This is a genomic window from Nonomuraea sp. NPDC050556 (assembly GCF_044457355.1).
GTDB lineage: Bacteria > Actinomycetota > Actinomycetes > Streptosporangiales > Streptosporangiaceae > Nonomuraea.
Genome location: NZ_JBITGU010000008.1, coordinates 224,356 through 242,804, shown reverse-complemented (window position 1 = coordinate 242,804; position 18,449 = coordinate 224,356). Strand labels below are relative to the sequence as shown.

General features: G+C 70.8%; 18 protein-coding genes. 8 read left to right on the top strand and 10 right to left on the bottom strand.

The window, feature by feature from the left end; genetic code table 11:
* Positions 1–3: 3 nt before the first annotated feature.
* Both ACIBG8_RS53335 and ACIBG8_RS53330 read left to right on the top strand, forming a co-directional pair.
* Complete coding sequence (locus ACIBG8_RS53335) at positions 4–1,590, top strand: MFS transporter (protein ID WP_397351111.1); 1,587 nt, start codon at positions 4–6, stop codon at positions 1,588–1,590.
* The gene (locus ACIBG8_RS53330) at positions 1,590–2,771 is read left to right on the top strand and encodes an FAD-dependent monooxygenase (protein WP_397351110.1); all 1,182 of its coding nucleotides are present in this window, start codon (positions 1,590–1,592) and stop codon (positions 2,769–2,771) included. The genes ACIBG8_RS53335 and ACIBG8_RS53330 overlap by 1 nt, the downstream gene beginning before the upstream one ends.
* Here ACIBG8_RS53330 and ACIBG8_RS53325 read toward each other — a convergent pair.
* From ACIBG8_RS53325 to ACIBG8_RS53315, 3 genes are read right to left on the bottom strand one after another with little or no spacing between them, the layout of a single operon-like run.
* Positions 2,768–3,814 (bottom strand): threonine aldolase family protein, encoded by a 1,047-nt coding sequence (locus ACIBG8_RS53325; protein WP_397351109.1) that lies wholly within the window; start codon positions 3,812–3,814, stop codon positions 2,768–2,770. The two genes, ACIBG8_RS53330 and ACIBG8_RS53325, sit on opposite strands and share 4 nt — an antisense overlap.
* The gene (locus tag ACIBG8_RS53320) at positions 3,811–4,440 is read right to left on the bottom strand and encodes an SDR family NAD(P)-dependent oxidoreductase (protein ID WP_397351108.1); all 630 of its coding nucleotides are present in this window, start codon (positions 4,438–4,440) and stop codon (positions 3,811–3,813) included. The genes ACIBG8_RS53325 and ACIBG8_RS53320 overlap by 4 nt, the downstream gene beginning before the upstream one ends.
* Positions 4,437–6,473: a DUF6421 family protein gene (locus ACIBG8_RS53315; RefSeq protein WP_397351107.1), complete on the bottom strand. Its 2,037-nt coding sequence runs from the start codon at positions 6,471–6,473 to the stop codon at positions 4,437–4,439. The genes ACIBG8_RS53320 and ACIBG8_RS53315 overlap by 4 nt, the downstream gene beginning before the upstream one ends.
* A gap of 143 nt (positions 6,474–6,616) precedes the next feature.
* Between ACIBG8_RS53315 and ACIBG8_RS53310 the strand changes: the two genes are divergently transcribed.
* Positions 6,617–7,270 (top strand): hypothetical protein, encoded by a 654-nt coding sequence (locus ACIBG8_RS53310; RefSeq protein WP_397351106.1) that lies wholly within the window; start codon positions 6,617–6,619, stop codon positions 7,268–7,270.
* Here the strand turns inward: ACIBG8_RS53310 and ACIBG8_RS53305 are convergent.
* A complete protein-coding gene (locus ACIBG8_RS53305; RefSeq protein ID WP_397351105.1) occupies positions 7,258–8,016 on the bottom strand; it encodes a helix-turn-helix domain-containing protein in 759 nt (252 codons plus the stop codon). The genes ACIBG8_RS53310 and ACIBG8_RS53305 overlap by 13 nt on opposite strands.
* Positions 8,017–8,087: 71 nt before the next feature.
* Between ACIBG8_RS53305 and ACIBG8_RS53300 the strand changes: the two genes are divergently transcribed.
* Both ACIBG8_RS53300 and ACIBG8_RS53295 read left to right on the top strand, forming a co-directional pair.
* On the top strand, positions 8,088–8,879 hold the full coding sequence (locus ACIBG8_RS53300) for a phytanoyl-CoA dioxygenase family protein (RefSeq protein WP_397351104.1): 792 nt from the start codon (positions 8,088–8,090) through the stop codon (positions 8,877–8,879).
* Positions 8,876–9,136: a hypothetical protein gene (locus ACIBG8_RS53295; RefSeq protein ID WP_397351103.1), complete on the top strand. Its 261-nt coding sequence runs from the start codon at positions 8,876–8,878 to the stop codon at positions 9,134–9,136. The genes ACIBG8_RS53300 and ACIBG8_RS53295 overlap by 4 nt, the downstream gene beginning before the upstream one ends.
* Here the strand turns inward: ACIBG8_RS53295 and ACIBG8_RS53290 are convergent.
* Positions 9,133–10,371 carry an FAD-dependent monooxygenase gene (locus ACIBG8_RS53290; protein ID WP_397351102.1) on the bottom strand — a complete coding sequence of 413 codons (1,239 nt, stop codon included), beginning with the start codon at positions 10,369–10,371 and terminating at the stop codon, positions 9,133–9,135. The two genes, ACIBG8_RS53295 and ACIBG8_RS53290, sit on opposite strands and share 4 nt — an antisense overlap.
* A 52-nt stretch (positions 10,372–10,423) precedes the next feature.
* Here ACIBG8_RS53290 and ACIBG8_RS53285 point away from each other — a divergent pair, with 52 nt between their 5' ends.
* Positions 10,424–11,038 (top strand): TetR/AcrR family transcriptional regulator C-terminal domain-containing protein, encoded by a 615-nt coding sequence (locus ACIBG8_RS53285; RefSeq protein WP_397351101.1) that lies wholly within the window; start codon positions 10,424–10,426, stop codon positions 11,036–11,038.
* On the opposite strand, the gene ACIBG8_RS53280 is transcribed toward ACIBG8_RS53285, so the two are convergent.
* Both ACIBG8_RS53280 and ACIBG8_RS53275 read right to left on the bottom strand, forming a co-directional pair.
* Complete coding sequence (locus ACIBG8_RS53280; protein WP_397351100.1) at positions 10,990–12,771, bottom strand: GTP-binding protein; 1,782 nt, start codon at positions 12,769–12,771, stop codon at positions 10,990–10,992. The genes ACIBG8_RS53285 and ACIBG8_RS53280 overlap by 49 nt on opposite strands.
* Before the next feature lie 77 nt (positions 12,772–12,848).
* Positions 12,849–13,526: an SDR family oxidoreductase gene (locus ACIBG8_RS53275; protein ID WP_397351099.1), complete on the bottom strand. Its 678-nt coding sequence runs from the start codon at positions 13,524–13,526 to the stop codon at positions 12,849–12,851.
* A gap of 78 nt (positions 13,527–13,604) precedes the next feature.
* Here ACIBG8_RS53275 and ACIBG8_RS53270 point away from each other — a divergent pair, with 78 nt between their 5' ends.
* Positions 13,605–14,126, top strand: coding sequence for a TetR/AcrR family transcriptional regulator (locus ACIBG8_RS53270; protein ID WP_397351098.1), 522 nt, complete (start codon positions 13,605–13,607; stop codon positions 14,124–14,126).
* Positions 14,127–14,154: 28 nt separating this feature from the next.
* Positions 14,155–14,691, top strand: coding sequence for an NUDIX hydrolase family protein (locus tag ACIBG8_RS53265; RefSeq protein ID WP_397351097.1), 537 nt, complete (start codon positions 14,155–14,157; stop codon positions 14,689–14,691).
* Here the strand turns inward: ACIBG8_RS53265 and ACIBG8_RS53260 are convergent.
* The 3 genes from ACIBG8_RS53260 to ACIBG8_RS53250 all read right to left on the bottom strand — a co-directional run bounded on the left by ACIBG8_RS53260 (position 14,688) and on the right by ACIBG8_RS53250 (position 18,428).
* Entirely contained in the window at positions 14,688–15,341 is a 654-nt protein-coding gene (locus tag ACIBG8_RS53260) for a response regulator (RefSeq protein ID WP_397351096.1), read from the bottom strand. The genes ACIBG8_RS53265 and ACIBG8_RS53260 overlap by 4 nt on opposite strands.
* Positions 15,342–15,420: 79 nt before the next feature.
* Positions 15,421–16,926 carry a serine/threonine protein kinase gene (locus ACIBG8_RS53255; RefSeq protein WP_397351095.1) on the bottom strand — a complete coding sequence of 502 codons (1,506 nt, stop codon included), beginning with the start codon at positions 16,924–16,926 and terminating at the stop codon, positions 15,421–15,423.
* A complete protein-coding gene (locus ACIBG8_RS53250) occupies positions 16,926–18,428 on the bottom strand; it encodes a tol-pal system YbgF family protein (RefSeq protein ID WP_397351094.1) in 1,503 nt (500 codons plus the stop codon). Before ACIBG8_RS53250 ends, ACIBG8_RS53255 begins: the two co-directional genes overlap by 1 nt.
* Between the last annotated feature and the right edge of the window lie 21 nt (positions 18,429–18,449).

Below are 18,449 nucleotides of genomic sequence, written 5' to 3'. Positions count from 1 at the left end.
CCCGTGAACGACAGACGCCGCTGGTTCGGCCTCATAGCCATCGCCCTGGGCGTGGCGCTGATCGTGGTCGACACCACGATCGTCAACGTGATCATCCCGCCGATCATCGAGAGCCTCCACGTCGACTCCACCCAGACGCAGTGGATCCAGGAGTCCTACGCCATCGTCTTCGCGGCGCTGCTCCTGCTGACCGGCCGCTTCTCCGACATCCTCGGCGCCCGCCGCCTGTTCCTCACCGGCGTGGTCGTCTTCGGCGTCACCAGCCTGCTGGCCGGGCTCGCCCCCAACGGCGGCCTGCTCATCCTGGCCCGCTTCCTGCAGGGCGCGGGCGCGGCGATGATCCTGCCCACCTCGCTGGCCCTGCTGAACGCCACCTTCACCGGCAAGGAGCGCGGCCAGGCGTTCGCCGTCTGGGGCTCGACCATCGGCGCCGCCGCCGCTTTCGGCCCCGCGCTGGGCGGCTGGCTGTCCGAGCACGCCTCGTGGCGCTGGGCGTTCGGCATCAACATCCCGCTCACCGTGGTGATCTGCGTCGGCGGCCTGATGTTCCTGAAGCCCTCGCAGAAGACCGGCGGCCGGGTGGACGTCGTCGGCGCCCTGCTGTCGATCCTCGGGCTCGGCCTGCTGGCCTTCGCCCTGGTCGAGGGGCGCACGTACGGCTGGCTGATGACGACGGAGCCCTTCTACGGCTGGACGGGCGGCCCCTCCCCCGTCCTGGTGGCGCTGGTGCTTTCCGCGCTGTCGCTGGCGGCGTTCGTCCGCAGGCAGGCGCGACTGGGCCCCGACCGGGCGCTGATGAACACCAGGCTGTTCTCCATCGCCTCCTTCCGCAACGGCAACCTGGCCACCACGATCATCGGACTGGGCGAGTACGGCATCATCGCGGTCCTGCCGCTGTGGCTGCAGTTCACCCTCGGCTACAGCGCGGTCCAGGCCGGGCTCTCCCTGCTGGCCGTGGCGGTCGGCAGCTTCGTCGCCAGCGGCGCCAGCTTCGGCCTGGCCACCAAGGTGTCCGCGCTCGGCCTGGTCAGGATCGGCCTGGCGCTGGAGGCCGCGGGCCTGATCGCGCTCGGGCTGATCGCCGCGACCGACTCCCCATGGTGGACGATCGCGGCCGTCCTCTGCCTGTACGGCACGGGCGTCGGGTTCGCCACGGCGCAGGTGACCAACGTGGTGCTGGCCGACGTGCCGGAGAGCAGCTCCGGGCAGGGGTCCGGCGTGCAGAGCGCGTTCCGCCAGCTCGGTTCCGCGCTCGGCATCGCCGTACTCTTCACCGTCTTCTTCACCGCGCTCGGGACCGGGCTCCAGGACAAGCTCGTGGACGCGCACGTGCCCGCCGCGCAGGCGGATCAGCTCTCCCGAGCGGTCACCGACAGCGCGGGCGCGGCCATCGCGCCGCTGGCCGCCGATCCGCGCACCGCGGTGGTCGCCCAGGCGGCCCGGTCGGCGATGACCGAGGGCCTGGCGCTCGGCGCCTACGTGGGCGCGGGCTTCCTGCTCATCGCGCTCGTGGCGACCGCGCTCATCCCGGCCCGTCGCCCGGGAGACGCGGGAGACGCCGCTGGAGCAGTGGAAGCGGAGCGGGTGTGATGGCCGGACGTACCGTCGTCATCTCGGGAGCGAGCATCGCCGGTCCCGCGCTGGCCTACTGGCTGCACCGGTACGGCATGCGCCCCGTGGTCGTCGAGCGCGCCCCGAGCCTGCGCCCCGGCGGCCAGACCGTCGACGTGCGCGGCGCGGGCCAGACCGTGGTCCAGCGCATGGGGCTCGAACAGGCCGTCCGCGAGGCGTCGACCGGCGAGCGGGGCATCAGGTTCGTCGACCACTGGGACCGGACGAAGGCCGCGTTCGAGGCCGACGCGTTCGGCGGCGAGGGGTTCGTCACCGAGCTGGAGATCCTGCGCGGCGAGCTGTCGTCCCTGCTCTACGAGCGCACCAGCGAGCAGGCCGAGTACGTCTTCGGCGACGAGATCACCGGCGTCGAGGAGGACGGCGAGCGGCTGCGCCTGACCTTCAGGAGCGGCGCGGAACGGACGGCCGACCTGCTGGTCGCGGCGGACGGGATCCGGTCGAGGACGCGCGACCTCGTCTTCGGCGGCACGACCCGCACCCGGTGGAGGGGGATGTATACGGCCTACTTCACCATCCCCCGCGAACCGGCCGACGAGAGCTGGGTGCGCTGGTTCAACGCGCCCGGCGGGCGGGTCGTCACCCTGCGCCCGGACAACCTGGGCACCACCAGGGCGCTGCTGTCGTTCCCCTCACCCTCGCGCGGCTACGACCGCCTCGGCCAGGACGAGCAGAAGGAGATGATCCGCCACGTCTTCGCCGGGGTCGGCGGGGAGACGCCGCGCGTGCTGCGTGAGATGCGCGACTCGGCCGACTTCTACCTGGAGGGGGTTGCGCAGGTGCACATGCCGCGCTGGTCGCGCGGGCGGGTGGCGGTGGTGGGCGACGCCGCCTACTGCGCGTCGCCGCTGAGCGGGATGGGCACGAACCTGGCGCTCGCCGGCGCGTACGTGCTGGCGGGCGAGCTGTCGCGGGCCGGGCACGCGGAGGCGTTCGCCGCCTACGAGAGGGTCATGCGGCCCTTCGTCGCCCAGGCGCAGGACCTGCCTCCCGGCACCCCGCGCCTGGCGATGCCGCGCACGGCCGCCGGGATCAGGACGCTGCACGCGGTGTTGCGCGCGGCGTCCACTCCCCCGGTCAGCCGGGTGGTGCGGCGCTTCATGGTGCCCGCCGCATACGACTTCGAGCTGCCGTCGTACTAGGCGAGTTCCTCGGCCACGGCGGCGGCGAAGGCGTCGACGTCCGCCTCCGTGGTGTCGAAGGCGCACATCCAGCGCACCTCGCCGGTCGCCTCGTTCCAGGTGTAGAAGCGGAAGCGCTTCTGCAGGCGCTCGGTCGCGTCCTTGGGCAGGATCGCGAACACGGCGTTCGCCTGGGCCGGGCGCGGGACGGTCACGCCGGGGATGTCGCGGACGGCCGCTTCGAGCCGTTTGCCCATGGCGTTGGCCTGCCGGGCGTTGCGCAGCCACAGGTCGCCGGAGAGCAGCGCCTCGAACTGCACGGACACGAAGCGCATCTTCGACGACAGCTGCATGAACGTCTTGCGTATGTAGTCGATGCCGGTCGCGGCTGCGGGGTTGAGTACCACGACGGCCTCGCCGTACAGCAGGCCGATCTTGGTGCCGCCGAAGGAGAGCACGTCCACGCCCGCGTCGGTGGTCAGCGCGCGTAGCGGCACGTCGAGCGCCGCCGCCGCGTTGGTCAGCCGCGAGCCGTCGAGGTGCACGAGCAGGCCGAGCGAGTGCGCGTGGTCGCAGATCGCCCTGATCTCCTCGGGGGTGTAGACGGTGCCGAGCTCGGTGGTGTTGGAGATCGACACCACCTTCGGCTGCGCGCGGTGCGGGTCGCCGAAGCCCCAGGCCTGCCTGTCGATCAGGTCGGGGGTGAGCTTGCCGTCCGGCGTGGGCACGGTGAGCAGCTTGATGCCGCCGGCGACCTCGGGCGCGCCGCCCTCGTCCGTGTGGATGTGGGCGGTGTCCGCGCAGATGACCGCCTCCCAGTGGGCGGTCATCGAGCGCAGCGACACCACGTTGGCCGCGGTGCCGTTGAACACCGGCCAGGCCTGCGCCTGGTCGCCGAAGTGCTGCTTGAAGACACCCTGCAGGGCCTCGGTGTAGACGTCGTCGCCGTAGGAGATCTGGTGACCCTCGTTGGCCATGACGATGGCCTGGAGGATCTCCGGGTGCACACCGGCGTAGTTGTCGCTGGCGAAGGCCTTGAGTGCGGGGTCGTGCCGGGGAATCACTGAGAGAGGTCCAATCGCGTGCCGTTGATCTGCTCGGCAGGGCGCTCGTAGAGGTCGCCCATCGCCTCAGCCAGGGTACGCACATCGGTGAAACCGGCGAATTTCGCCTCCGGCTTCTGCGCCCGCATCGCGTCGTTGACCAGCGCCTTGACCACGAGGATCGTCGCCGCGGACGGGGTGTCCTTGAGCGCGTCGGCCAGCGACAGGGTCCACGCCTCCGACGCGGCCTTGGCCGCGGCGTAGGCGGCGCCGCCCGCCGTCGGGTGCTCGGCGGCCTTGGCTGAGACGATCGCGAACCGGCCGTTCTCGCTCTTGCGCAGCAGCGGCTCGAAGGCGAGCGTGACGTGCTGCAGCGTGCGGATCAGCAGGTCGTGCAGGACGTCCCAGTCCTCGAGCTTGGTCTCGGCGAACGTCTTGCCGCCGCGCCACCCGCCGACCAGGTGGAACACCCCGTCGATGCGGCCGTGCTCGGCCTCGATCCCGTCGGCCAGCGCCTGTACGGCCGCGCGGTCGAGCAGGTCGACGTGCTCCTTGTCCACGGCGATGACCGTGTGCCCATTTTTCTGGAAATACTCGGACACGGCCTGCCCAGTCGGGCCGCCACCACCCGTCACGAGGATGATCATGCGCGGATCCCCTTCGTCGATTCGACCACGTCTGCGAGCTTACGGCGCAGGGCGTCGTAGAACATGCTCAGGGGGAACTCGTCGCTCATGACCGCGTCCACCATGGCCTTCTGCTCCTCGGGCAGCTCGCGCACCTTCCACTTCGACAGCGGGTTCGGCTCGACGTAGGTGGTGACCAGCTCGTAGGCGGCCAGCCAGTGCGCGATCTTGGAGCGGTCGATGCTGTCGCGGTAGAGCTTCTCCACCTCACCGCGAAGGTCGGCCACGCCGTCAGCGACGCGCGTCCAGTCGATGGTCAGGCGGTTGTCCGTCCAGCGCACGATGTCGTTGCGGTGCAGGTAGGCGAAGAGCAGCTGCCCGCCGAGGCCGTCGTAGTTGCGCACCCGGTCACCGGTGATCGGGAAGCGGAACAGCCGGTCGAACAGGATCGCGAGCTGCACGTAACGCGCCTGCGGCACGCCGTCCTTCTCCAGCCGGACGGCCTCGCCGTACGCGGTGAGGTCGCAGCGCAGCTCCTCCAGCGCGTACAGCCAGTACGGCATGCGCTGCTTGATCATGAACGGGTCGAACGGCAGGTCGCCGTGGCTGTGCGTGCGGTCGTGGATCAGGTCCCACATGACGAAGGTGTCCTGGGCCAGCGCCTGCGACTGCAGGAGGCGCTCGGCGTCCGGCGGCAGGTCGACCTTCAGCGTCTGGACGGCCGCCTCGCTGACCTTCCTGAAGCGGGCCGCCTCGCGGTCGGCGAAGATGCCGCCCCAGGTGAAGCGCTCCGGCTTGGTCCTGACCGCGACGGTCTCGGGGAAGAGCACGGCGGAGTGGGTGTCGTAGCCGGAGGTGAAGTCCTCGAAGGCGATGGGGACGAACATCGGGTTGTCGTAGCCGCCCGACTCCAGCTCGGCCAGCCAGCCGGGCCAGATGGTGCGCAGCCAGACGGCCTCGATGTTGCGCCCCGGGTTGCCGTTCTGCGTGTACATGGGGAAGAGCACCAGGTGCTCCAGCCCGTCCTCGCGCTGGGTGTCGGGGTGGAACAGGTCGAGCGAGTCGAGGAAGTCGGGCACGCCGAAGCCCTCGACGGCCCACTTCTCCAGGTCCTTGCCGACCTGAGCCAGGTAGGCGGCATCGTGGGGGAAATATCCGGCCATGGCGGCTACGTGGCCGCGGATCGTCTCGACGAGCGGCAACGCCTGCTCGCGGGCCTCGGGAACGGACCCGTCCTTGGCCTGGAGCGGCTTAAGCTCCTCCACCGCGGCCTTGAGCTGGGCGAACAGCTCGGCCTTCACAGCGTCCCTCTCGCGCGCCTCATTGGTGGAGCCCAGCCGCGCGGCCCAGGTGACCACGTTGCCCCACAACGTCCGGTGGTCGTAGTCCTCGATGGAGTCGTCGCCGAACAGGTCGGAGTCGGCGAACACCACGACCCGGCCCTCGCCGTACGGCAGAGCCACGGCCAGCGGCGCGTCGGCGGGAACCGCGGACGGCGAGCTGGCGAACAGCACGGTCGCCTCGCCGGGCGCGGTCAGCGCGCCGGCGCGGTAGAAGCACGCGTCGGACGCCCCGGCGAGCAGCCCGGTCCTGGCGGGCACACCCTTGACCCAGGTCGCCACGTCCCGATGGGCGTTGCGCTGGTCGCGGACCGTCGTGTGCACGACGCCGACGCCGAACCGGCCCAGCAGCTCGGCCACGTTGCTGCCGTACTTGTCCTGCTCCTCCTCGGCCAGCACCACGAGCCCGCCGCCACCGCGCACGTACGCCTCGATCGCGTCCAGCTCAGTGGCCGTGAAGACCGGCGAGCCCTGCCCCGTCGTGCGCTCCCAGCGCTCACCGGACGGGTGCGCGATCACCAGGACGTCGGCGGAGTCCAGCCCGTCGAGCGAACCGGCCGTGACCGTGTGCCCGAGGCGGCGCAGCAGTTCCGCCGCCTTCGCGTAGCTGTTGTCGTCGGGATGCGCCGGGTTGATGGCCTCGGCGACGTCACGCCGGATGGTCCACGCCTCGCTGTGGGCCTCGTCGAACAGCACGCGGGGAAACGCGGTCATGGAAAATCTCCTGCTTCAGAGGGCTCTTGACGGAAAATATACACGTAAGTCCCTCATTTCCCACAATCTCCGCCCAGTGGGCGAGACGGCATCCGCCGCACGGCGGACGCCTGGGCGCCTCGCCCGCGCCTACTTTCCTGGGCATGAAGAACGACCTCGCCCTGCGGCGGATCTCCGCAGGCACCCTCCTCGTGCTCGCCCCGCTCCTGCAGGCGATCGCCGTCGTCGTCGACCCGGGGACGTGGGGCGACGACAGGGAAGCCGTCTCCTACGGCGACAACCCGGCGCTCGCCCAGACCGAGTCCGCGCTCTACCACTGGAGCTGGATCCTCATGGCCGTGGCCGCGATCGGCCTCGTCCACCTCACCAGGCGGCGCTTCCCGCGCCTCGGCTTCGTCGTCGGCGGGATCACCACGGTCGGCTACATCAGCACCTCGGCGCTGCTGATGATCGACCCGGTCGAGTGGTGGCTGGGGCAGCACAACTCTCCCGAGCGGGCGCAGGAGATCCTCGACGAGATGCTGAACCTGCCCGGGGTGGTCTTCGGGTTCCAGATGCCGTGGATGTTCCTGGCCATGATCGGCCTGCCGGTGCTGACCGTCGTGGTGTGGCGGTCCGGGTTCGCCGGGTGGTGGGTGCCGCTGGTGGTGACGGTCGGCAACCTGGGCGGTCTCTTCCTGCCGTACGGCCCGGCCACGGTCGCGCTGTGGTGGGCGCCGGTCATCGCGCTCGGCTCGATCGCGGTGAGGATCTTCCGGATGAGCGACGCCGAGTGGGCGGAGAACTACCCGGGCTGACCGCGGACGACCCTGGGCGCCGCGCCCAGCTCACGGCGGCAGGTCTTGTTGAACGCCTGGAGATCGGGGATCCCGATCTCGGCCGCGATCGAGGCGATGGGCAGCGTCGACTCGCGCAGCAGGTGCCTGGCCCTGTCCATGCGCCTGCGCCGGATGTAGGCGACCACGGTGTCACCGGTCTCGGCGCGGAACAGCCTGGTCAGGTGGTTGTGCGAGACGCCTGCCACGCGGGCGACCCCCGGGACGGTCAGCTGGTCGCCCAGGTTGGCCTCGATGTGCGCGAAGGCGGCGGCCACCGCGGGGTGGGCCCGGCCCGGCTGGTCGAGCGCGGTCAGGTGGGCCACCCGCCACAACACCGTCCACACCTCGGCGACCGCCCTGGCGGGCTCGGCGAGGACGGCGGCGCGCATCAGGCTGGTGAGCAGCGGGGTCTCTGTGCCCGCGTCCTGCATCAGCGGGATCGTCCTCCGAGGGCCGGGAGGCAGGCGCAGGTGCGCGTAGAGATGCTGGGACCTGCCCCGGTAGTGGTAGTGGACCTCGGTGCCCGGCGGGATCAGGCTGACGTGGCCCGGCCGGATCGCGTGCGTGGTGCCCTCGACGGTCAGCTCGGCCGCGTAGCCGTACAGGTGCAGTTGCCACAGGTCGGGGAGCTGGAACACGTCGTGCAGGCCGCGCGTGCCGTGCAGGCCGACGCCGACGTTGACCACCTCGGGCGGTCCGTCCAGGGCGAGCTCCACGCGCTCCATGGGGAAAAACTACCAGTAGTCGATGATTACACCCCATTACAAGCGATATGCCCGCCAATAGCGTTTGATGCATGCAAACCACCAAGCTGACCTCGGTAGAGATGGCGAGGTTCGTCGCGCACGGCTACCTGCGCCTGGACGCGGTCGTGCCGGACGAGCTCAACTCCCAGGCGATCGCCGCCTTCGACGCGGGCATCCCCCCGGTCGAGTACGGCACGCCGCTGCGCGAGGCGTTCCCCGAAGGCTCCTTCGCCCACCGCCTCGTCACCGTGCCACGCATCGCGGGGGCCATCGCGAGCCTGGTCGGCGACGAGCCCACGGTCGACCACCACGCCGTGCACATCCGCGAGCCGCACGGCGGGTCGGCGCAGCCGCTGCACGGCGACGCCATCATCGACGTGCGGGAGGCCGCCTTCGACGTGCAGCTCATGTACTACCCGCAGGAGGTGACCGCGGACATGGGCGGCACGCTCACGGTGCCCGGCAGCCACCTTCGGCGTACCAACGAGAGCGACACCGGCCGCTACCAGAACCTGCGCGGCCAGACCCGCCTGACCTGCCCGGCGGGCACCGTGGTGATCGTGCACCACGGCATCTGGCACGGCGGGCGGCGCAACGACAGCGACGTCGCGCGGTACATGTTCAAGATCCGCCTGAACCCGACCGTGAAGCAGTTCCGCCTGTGGGACACCTCCGACCTCGGCGACCCGCGCGTCGCCGAGGAGCTGGACACCAAGTTCCCCTGGTACGAGCACGCCACCGGCCGCCTGGAGATCTACAACCGGGTGAAGTTGTGGCGCGCCATGACCGGCGACGAGACGTTCGACATCGACTACTGGATGACGCGGGTGAGTGCGGTATGAAGCAGCAGGTCCTGGTCCTCTTCCTGGCCACCTCGGCGCTGGACGCGCCCGTGGTCGGCTGGGCCACCTACGACGGCACGGGGAGGACCAGCCCGACGACGGGCGACGGCGACGAGCCGCCCTACGAGACGGGCGTCGCCGCGCTGATGGACGGCTGGCGGTTGTTCCAGGCGTCGCAGCTGATCCCGCCGTATCCCGGCCACGAGTACGACACGTCGTTCCTCAAGCACGAGTTCTTCTTCGAGAAGCTCGTCTAGGCCACCTCGACCACCACACCGTCGGGACGCAGCAGCAGCGCGGGAGGTCCGTCCACCCTGAAGAAGCCGCCCTCCACGGCCGTCCCCTGGTCGGGGCAGTACGTACCGATCAGGGGGTGGTCGCCGGGCAGGTCGTAGCGGGTGCGCAGCCCGGCGAGCAGCTCGCCGAAGTAGCGGTTGACCTCAGGCAGCTCCATCAGCTCGCCGACGATGTCGCGCAACGCGTCCGTGTGCGGGCCCGGCCGCATGAGCGCCGACTGGGCGAGCGTGTTGTGCAGGACGGCGGCGCCCACCGGATGGCGCTCCGCGGTGTAGGTGTCGAGCAGTTCCTCCTCTCCCGCGATCGCGGCGGCGAGCTTCCACCCGAGGTTGGTGGCGTCGAGCAGGCCCAGGTTGAGCCCCTGCCCGCCGTTGGGTGAGTGCACGTGGGCGGCGTCCCCGGCCAGCAGGACGCGGCCGCGCCGGTACGTGGTGGCCTGGGCGGCGTAGTCGGTGAACCTGATCCCCTCGCCGACGCTGTTCACGATGACGTCCGTGCCGGACACCCGGCGCACGCTGTCCTGCAACTCCTCCGCGGTGATCGGCCCCTTGCTCGCCTGGCCGTCGAAGTCGAAGGTGCCCAGCACGCCGGGACCGTGGAAGAGCGTGCCGTACGGCGTCCTGCCCTGAGGCGGCAGGTCGCCCGAGTAGTCGGCCTGCGCCCGGCGGACCGTCATGATCGGCTGGATGCCGGGGAAGTCGAACCCGGCGAGCCCGCGCACGGCGCTGTGGCCGCCGTCGCAGCCGACCGCGTAGGCGGCGCTGAACCGCTCGCCGCCCGCTTCCACGGTGACGCCGTCCTCGTCCTGGGTGAGCGCTGTAACCTCGCGCCCGCGCAGCACCTTGACGCCGAGCTCGGCCGCGTACTCCGCCAGGACGGCCTCGAGGTCCGGCTGCCAGATCAGCGCGCCCTGGCGCTCCAGGGGGTCGAGCTTGTGGATCCAGGCGAAGTGGCCCTTCTCCGTGCCGTGGTCGCGGACCCTGTCCTGCAGCCCGTCCGGGTGGTGCGCGGCGATCCGGTCGCCCAGACCTCTCCGCCTGAGCGCCTCGAACGCCAGCGGGCCGATGCCCCTGGCCTTGGGCGCCCTCGCCGGTTCGGCCAGCCGTTCGAGAACCACGGCCTCGGCGCCCGCCAGGGCCAGCTCGGCCGCGAGCAGCAACCCGACGGGCCCCGCTCCTGCAACGATCACATCCATGATCTACCTCCTTAACAAGTTAAGGATGCATTTAACTTGTTAAGGTGTCAATGTGGCGATCGACAGGGACCTGGTGGTGCGCACCGCGCTGGAGCTCTTGGACGAGCACGGGCTGGACAAGCTGACCGTCCGGCGGGTGGCGTCCGCGCTGGACGTGCAGGCGCCCGCCCTCTACTGGCATTTCTCCGGCAAACGGGCGCTGCTCGACCGGCTCACCGACGCCATGCTGGCCCCGGCGGCGGCCGGGCTCGGCACGCGCGGGCCCTGGTGGGAGTGGGTGTCGGCGGCCATGGAGGCCCTGCGCGGCGCGCTGCTGGCCCACCGCGACGGCGCCAGGGTGGCGCTGGGCGCGGGGCTGCTCGACGCGGTCGCGCTCGGCACGTTCGTCGAGCGCACCACGCAGGTGCTGGCCGGGGCCGGGTTCGAGCTGGCCGACGCGTCGCGGGCGGCGGCGGCGCTGGTCCACTTCACCGTCGGCAGGACGGTGGAGGAGCAGAGCCGCCCGCCCGCCGACCTGGAGCTGGCCGCCGCCTCCTCCCCCGACTTCCCCTTCCCGACCCTCGGCAGGGCCCTGGTGGAACGGCACGCGGCGGGCAGCTCGCCCGACGACGACTTCCGCTACAGCCTCGGCATCATGCTCACCGGGTTGCGCGCGACCGGGCGGTAGTGGTCGAACGCGCTCTCCAGCACGCCCTCGCCGTGGGTGAGCGTGGGCAGGAGCTGCCGCAGCTCGTGCACCTGGGCCGCCGGAATGACGCCCTCCAGCGTCCAGCCCGGCGTCGTCGTCTCGGGTACGGCACGCAGCCGCGACAACACCGGGAGGATCGGGCCCAGCGCGTCGGGCGGGATCTCCAGGTGGAAGCGGTGCATCGGCTCCAGCACCCTGGTACCGGCCCGGCGCAGCGCCTCCATGAGGACCAGCCGGGTCACGGATCGGAAGTCGCCCGCCGTACTCGACATGCTCTTGTCGAACGAGCCGTGCGCGTGGCTCTGCCGCGCCCAGTAGCCGGAGTGGGTGAGGGTGACCGTGACGTCGCCCACCTCCCAGCCCTGCGGGCCGCGCAGCAGGGTGGCCCGCACGGTCTCCTCGATGGCCTTCATGAACGCAGGAGGCAGCGACCCGAGCTCCACCTCCAACCGGAACACCACGCCCGCGCCGGGGTCGACGCGCAGCCCCACTGTGGCCAGGTACGGGTTGCCGTCCTCGCCGATCACCCGGACGGCCGCGCCCGGCCCGGTGGGGCGCTCGGCGCAGATCGTGGTGGTCTCGCTGAAGGTGACCTCGACGCCGTACTCGTCGGCGAGCGTGGCCTGGATGACCTCCTTCTGCACCTCGCCGTAGAGGGACAGGGAGATCTCCTGCCGCTCGCCGCCCTGGCGCAGGTTGATCAGCGGGTCCTGCTCGGCGAGCTCGGCCAGCGCCGCGTGCAGCCTGCCCCGGTCGTCCGCGTCCACGACGGTCTCCAGGGTCGGCGGGGCGAACCTGACGGCGTTCCTCTCGTGCACCTCGCCCAGGTGGTCGCCGATCCGGACGCCGGCCAGGCCCCACACCTTGCCGATCTCCCCGGCCCGCACGCTGCCGCCCTCGATCGCGGTGACCTTGGCGTCCCCGACCCGGTCGCGCACGTTCAGCGTGCCGTTGAAGAGGCGGACATAGGCGATCTTCTCGCCCGCCGGGCTGCGCTCGACCTTGAACACCGTGCCCTGGAGCGGCCCGTCCGGGTCGCCCCCGGCGCCGGGCAGCAGCGCGGCGATACCGTCGATGAGCTCCTCGATCCCCCTGCCCTTCATGGCGGAGCCGGAGAAGACCGGGTGCACCAGGCCCCGCCTCGACTGGCTCGCCAGCGCGGCGGCCAGCTCGGCCTCGCCCGGTTTCCTGTTCCCCACGTAGGCGGCCAGGAGCGTCTCGTCGTGCTCGGCCAGCACCTCGGTGGGGTCGGCGCCCATGGGGACGATCGACGGGGTGAGCTTGGCCCTGATCTCGTCCAGGACGCGCGGCACGTCCGCGCCTGCCCGGTCGACCTTGTTGACGAAGATCAGCGTCGGGAGGCGCAGGCGCTTGAGCGCCCGCATGAGCACGCGGGTCTGCGCCTGCACCCCTTCGACCGCCGAGACCACCAGCACGGCGCCGTCGAGCACGCCGAGGACCCGCTCCACCTCGGCGATGAAGTCGGGGTGCCCCGGGGTGTCGATGAGGTTGACCGGCACGTCGCCCGCCATGAAGGAGGCGACGGCCGACTTGATGGTGATGCCGCGCTGCCGTTCCAGCGCCAGCGAGTCCGTCGTGGTGTTGCCATCGTCGACGCTGCCCACGGCGTCGATGGCTCCGGCGGTGAACAGCAGCCGCTCGGTGAGCGTGGTCTTACCGGCGTCTACGTGCGCGAGGATGCCCAGATTCAACGTACATGTCCTTGAGAGAGGCGACTTGGACCTTCTGGTGGGACATGTGTGTTGTCAGCATCCGTCGAGTAGACCAATCAGCGACCGGCGGCTTCAACCGCTTTTACGGCGGCGCGGACGGTCTTGAGGTCGCCCAGGACCACCTCGTGGACGTCGCGGTCGGCGTGCAGGCGCCAGTGGGCCTCGGCGACCTTCTCCGGCGCCGCCGCCGAGCCAGGCTCGATCCGCGCGCCGATCGGGACGTAGCCCACGTGCACCCCGGTGCCCGCCAGGCTCTCGGCCAGCGCGAGCGCGTAGTTGCGCTGGGCGGCGACCGCCAGCCCGGCGTTGCCCAGGAACGGGATCGGGTGGATCGCCGACAGCCCTGAGGTGAACAGCAACGTCCCACGGCCGCGCTCGATCATGCCGGGCAGTACGGCGCGCACCGAGGTGATCGCGCCGAGCACGGTGGCGTCGAAGGCCTGCTGAGCGCTCTCCTCGGTGACGGCCCGGACGGGGGCGAGCGCGGTGAGGGCGATCGAGCCGTGATAGAGCAGCACGTCCACGGGCCCTACCGCGTCCAGCGCGGCGGTCAGCGCCTTCTCGCCGAGCACGTCCCCCTTTCTCGCGGTCACTGTGAGCCCTTCACCTTCGAGCTCGGCCGCGAGCTTCTCCGGGTTGCGGGAGATGAGGGCGATCTCGAAGCCCTCCCTGCCGAACCTCCTGGCCACTGCTGCCCCGAGCCCCGGTCCCGCGGCGACGACGGCGATCTTCATGGACACTCCTTAAGTCGAGGGATACCCTCACCTTAACACTAAAATGAGGGTATGCCTCGACTTTGGTAGGATGCGGGCATGAGACGTGACGCCCAGCGCAACCGCGACGCGCTGGTGGCGGCCGCCAGGCAGGAGCTGGCAGAGCGGGGCATGGACGCGCCGCTCGAAGCCGTCGCCAGGCGGGCAGGCGTCGCGATCGGCACCCTCTACCGGCACTTCCCCGAGCGCGCCGACCTGATGGACGCGATCCTGGCGGAGAAGCTGGCGTCCTGGACGCGCATGGCGCGCTCGGCGCTGGAGCAGCCCTCGCCCTGGGACGCGCTGGTGTTCTTCCTGGAGCGCACCTGCGAGCAGCAGTCCACCGACCGGGCGCTGACCCAGCTCGCCTGCGTCACCGACTCGGAATCACTGGACCGTACGGAGATCAGCCAGGTCATCGAGCTGCTCCTGGAGCGCGCACGCGCGGCGGGGGTGGTCCGCGCCGACCTCGACACGACGGACCTCGCCTACTTCGTCCTGGCCAACTCGCGCGTCGCCGAAGCCGACCCGTCGGCCTGGCGCCGGCACTTCGACCTCTCTCTCGGCTCCCTCCGTCCCTGACCCCCGCCGCGCCAAGTACGATCAGTCAATGACCGAAATGACCGAAACCACGCCCGGCTGGCTCTCGCCCGAAGAGCTGGAGTCGGCGCGCGGCCGGATGCCGATCCTCTACGTCGACGCCGTCCCGGTACGCGTGGACGACTCCGGGACGGTCACCCATGTCGGCCTGCTCCTCCGCATCGGCGCGGACGGCACGGTCAGCCGCGCCCTGGTCTCCGGGCGCGTGCTGCACCACGAGCGGGTGCGCGACGCCTTGATGCGGCACCTGGAGAAGGACCTCGGCCCGGTGGCGCTGCCGCGCATCCCGGTCTCGCCCCAGCCGTTCACGATCGCCGAGTACTTCCCCACCGAGGGCGTCACGCCCTACCACGACCCGCGGCAGCACGCGGTGTCGCTGGCCTACGTGGTGCCGGTGGCGGGCGACTGCAGGCCCCGACAGGACGCGCTGGACCTGGTGTGGTTCACGCCAGAGGAGGCCTCATCGCCGATGGTGCAGCAGGAGATGATGGGCGGGCAGGGCGTGTTGCTGAAGCAGGCCCTGGCCCACATCGGCCGCCTCGTCTAGTCGCCAGGGCGGACGACGCCCGCCTCGTAGGCGAACACCACGGCCTGGGCGCGGTCGCGGAGGGAGAGCTTCATGAGGACGCGGGCCACGTGCGTCTTCACCGTCGCCTCCCCCACGAACAGCTCCCGCGCGATCTCGGCGTTGGTCAGCCCCCTGGCCAGCGACCGCAGCACCTCCAGCTCGCGCGGCGTCAGCTCCTCCAGCGACGCGGGCGGCGCCGGGTCGTGCCGCCCGGCGAACGAGGCGATGACCCGGCTCGTCACCGCCGGGTCCAGCAACGCGTCCCCCGAGTGCACCACCCTGATCGCCTCGAGCAGCTGCTCCGGCGGCGACACCTTCAGCAGGAACCCGCTCGTCCCCGCCCTCAGCGCCGCGTAGAGGTTCTCGTCCGTGTCGAACGTGGTCAGCATGATCACCTTCGGCGGCGAGGGGTCGTCGAGGATCTGCTTGGACGCCGCCAGCCCGTCCATCCGCGGCATCGAGATGTCCATGAGCACGATGTCCGGCCTGGTGCGCCTGACCACCGCCAGCGCCTCCAGGCCGTCGCCCGCCTCGCCCACGACGTCCATGCCGGGCTCGCTGTCGACGACCATACGCAGCCCGACGCGGACCATCGCCTGGTCGTCCGCGATCACGATTCTGATGCCCACACGCGGAGCGTAGACGGTCTTCCCGCTCTGGTATATCCCGCTTTCCGCCTGGTCAAGCCGCCTGCAAGTCAACCCCAAGTCACGTCGGCGACGCGGTCGTCTTCACGTGGTCGAAGACGGGCCCGCCGCAGGAGTTCTGCGCGCAGAAGTACAGCATGAGCGCGGGCTTGGGCTGCATGTCGATGACGAAGCCGGTGAAGTGCAGCCGCCCGCCGCTGGCGTCGTCGGTGATCGCGCCGCTGAACATGCGCGCGTCCCGGTTGCCGACCCGTTCCTGCACCGGCTCCCTGGCCAGTTCGACCTTGCCCGGCAGCATCTGCAGCAGCGCCTCCTCCAGCTGCGCCTTGCTGAACTGCGGCTTGATCGTCTCGGTGACCTGGACGTAGACGCCCGTCGCCGCGGCGGAGTCCGCCTGGATGATCGAGTTGACCTGGGTCCAGTCAGCGCCGACCCCGGCGGAGAACAGCGGCTCGAACTCGGCCACCTTGGGCGAGGCCAGGCCGAACACGTCGGCATGGGTCGTCGCCGACCAGTCGCCCGGGTACTCGAAGGCGATCGGCGCCGCCTTGGTGCTGGCGTAGCGCCCCCAGTCCGGGGCTCTGCCGTTCAGCACGAGAAGGAGCACCAGCGCGACGGTGGCCAGCGCGGCCACCACGCTCACCAGGATGATCGGCACCTTCTTCGACGCCGCCGACCTGGCGGTGCGCGGCGGCGGCGTGACGGTGACCGGGTGGGTGTCCGGCTGCTGCCCGCTGATCGCGTCGCGCAGCGCCCGCACGAACGCCGTGCACGACGGGTAACGCTGCTCCGGCGACTTGGCCAGCGCGCGCATCATCACCCCGTCGACCTCGGGCGGGAGCTCGGGCCGCAGGTGCGACAGCGGGGCCGGCGCCTCGGCCAGGTGGGCCCAGAGCAGCGCGATGTCGTTGTCACGCTGGAACGGCAGGCGTCCGGTCAGCATCTCGTAGGCGACGCAGGCCAGGGCGTACTGGTCGACGCCGCCGTCGATGTGCTCCTTGTTGATCTGCTCGGGGGCCATGTAGCGCGGAGTGCCGATGAACTGGTCGGTCTGGGTCAGCCCGGAGATCGACGTGCGGTGCTTGGTGATGCCGAAGTCGGTGAGGTAGACGTGGTCGCCGGCCAGCAGGATGTTGGCCGGTTTGACGTCGCGGTGGATGAGGTCGTGCGCGTGCGCCGTGTCCAGCGCCGCCGCCACCTGGGCGAGGATCTGGTTGGACTGGGCGATCGGCAGCGGGCCCGTGTCGTACATCAGCCTGCGCAGGTCCTGCCCGTCGACGTAGCGCATGGCGATGAAGAGCACGCCGTCGGCGTCGGCGTTGGCCTCGTAGATCGGGATGATGTTGGGGTGCTCGATGCTGGCGACCGTCCTGGACTCCAGGATGAAGCGCTGGCGGAAGCGGTCGTCGACACTGAGGATCGGGTTGAGGATCTTCAGGGCGACCCTGCGGCTGAGGCGGGGGTCGAGCGCCAGGTAGACGACGGCCATGCCGCCCTTGCCGACGATGTCCTCGATGAAGTACCCGGCCACCTCCTGGCCGATCAGGGATCTCTCGTTCAAGTGCATCACGTCTCGATGGGGTGGCCGCAGTAGCCGCAGAACTTGTGGGCGACGCCCAGCCGCATCCCGCAGGCCGTGCAGTATTTGATCGCCGTCGACGGCTGCTGCTCCTGGGCCACGAGCTGGCCGACCGCCTGGAAGGCCTGTGACCTGCGCACCACGACGGTCGGGTTGGCTCCGTCGTCCATCATCGGCGGCGGGGTGGGCGTGGCCGAGGTGACCAGCGGGGGCGGCAGCGGGGTCACCGGCGGCTGCTGGGGTGGCGGCTCGGCGCGTTTGCGTCCGCGCCACAGCAGGAACGTCCCGATCAGCGCGGCCACCAGCACCACCGCGGCGAGCGCGATGAACGGCCACAGCGGCAGCCCGCTCTTGGCCGGTGGCGCCGCCTTGCGCACCCCGGTGTCCTCGGCCCCGCCCCGCTTGGCCAGCGACGTCTTCAGGTGCGCCGCCGCCACGGTGTGGCCGGGGTAGAGGTCGATGACGCGCTGGAAGTACGGCACGGCGTCGGTGAAGTTGTTGGTGTGGAAGCGGGTGAGCGCCGCCTCGAACGCCGCGTCGATCGTGCCGCGGCGCGGGACGACCTTCGCCTTGGCCAGCGCCGAGGTGATCTCCCTGACGCCGATCATCTTGGCGTCCTTGCCGCCGCCGACCAGCATCCCGATGACGTGCCCGTCCTTGTCGCCGATGATCGGCGCGCCGAGCATGCCCTGGTCGGCGAGCGCGCCGAGCTTGGACGGCTCGTCGACCTTCTTCTCCGGATCGGCGAACGGCCGACCGCCCTCGCCGGACACTCCGCCCTTGGCCAGGTGGCCGATCTCGACCTTGATCGGCTTGTCCGCCGACGGCTTGGCCAGGAACCCGGCGAGGTTGATCGGCGAGCCCTCCTTGTCCGGCACCTTGTCGGCCAGCGGCGCGGTCGGGAGGCCGGCGCCGCCCTCGGTGCGTCCGGTCAGCTGCAGGACGGCCGGGCTGTCTGGACCGTTCCCCGGCTCGGTGACCTCGGCCTGGAAGCCCTTCAGGTCGGGCGTGGCGATGTTCGGGTAGACGGTGATCACCGGCTTGACGTCGATGATGCAGGTGGCCAGCGGCGTCTTGGGCGGGTAGCACTCTTTGAGGTGGTGGTTGAGTATCGGGTCCTTCACCTTGTGCTTCTCGTAGTCGGCCGGGATCTTCACCTTGTGGTGCTCGGCGAAGATCCGGTTGGCCGCGAGGATCGCGACGTCCTTCTGGCTGACGACCACCCGGTTGAGCGTGACGACCGCTCCTTCAGGGGTGACCACCACGCCGGTGCCCGTGCCGATCGGGATGTCGTAACTCCGCTCGACGTGCAGCAGCTCGCCGACGTGGTCGAGCAGGGTGATGTCGACGTGCGCGACGGCTTCCACGCGGACGACCGCGGGGGAGACCAGATCGGTCAGCCCGCTCGGGTGCTCGTGCGCCAGGGCGGGGCCCACGGCAGTGACAACCAGCGCCGCGACACCTGCGGCGACAACCGCTTGACGCCTCATCGTTGAGCTCCCTAAAGGTGA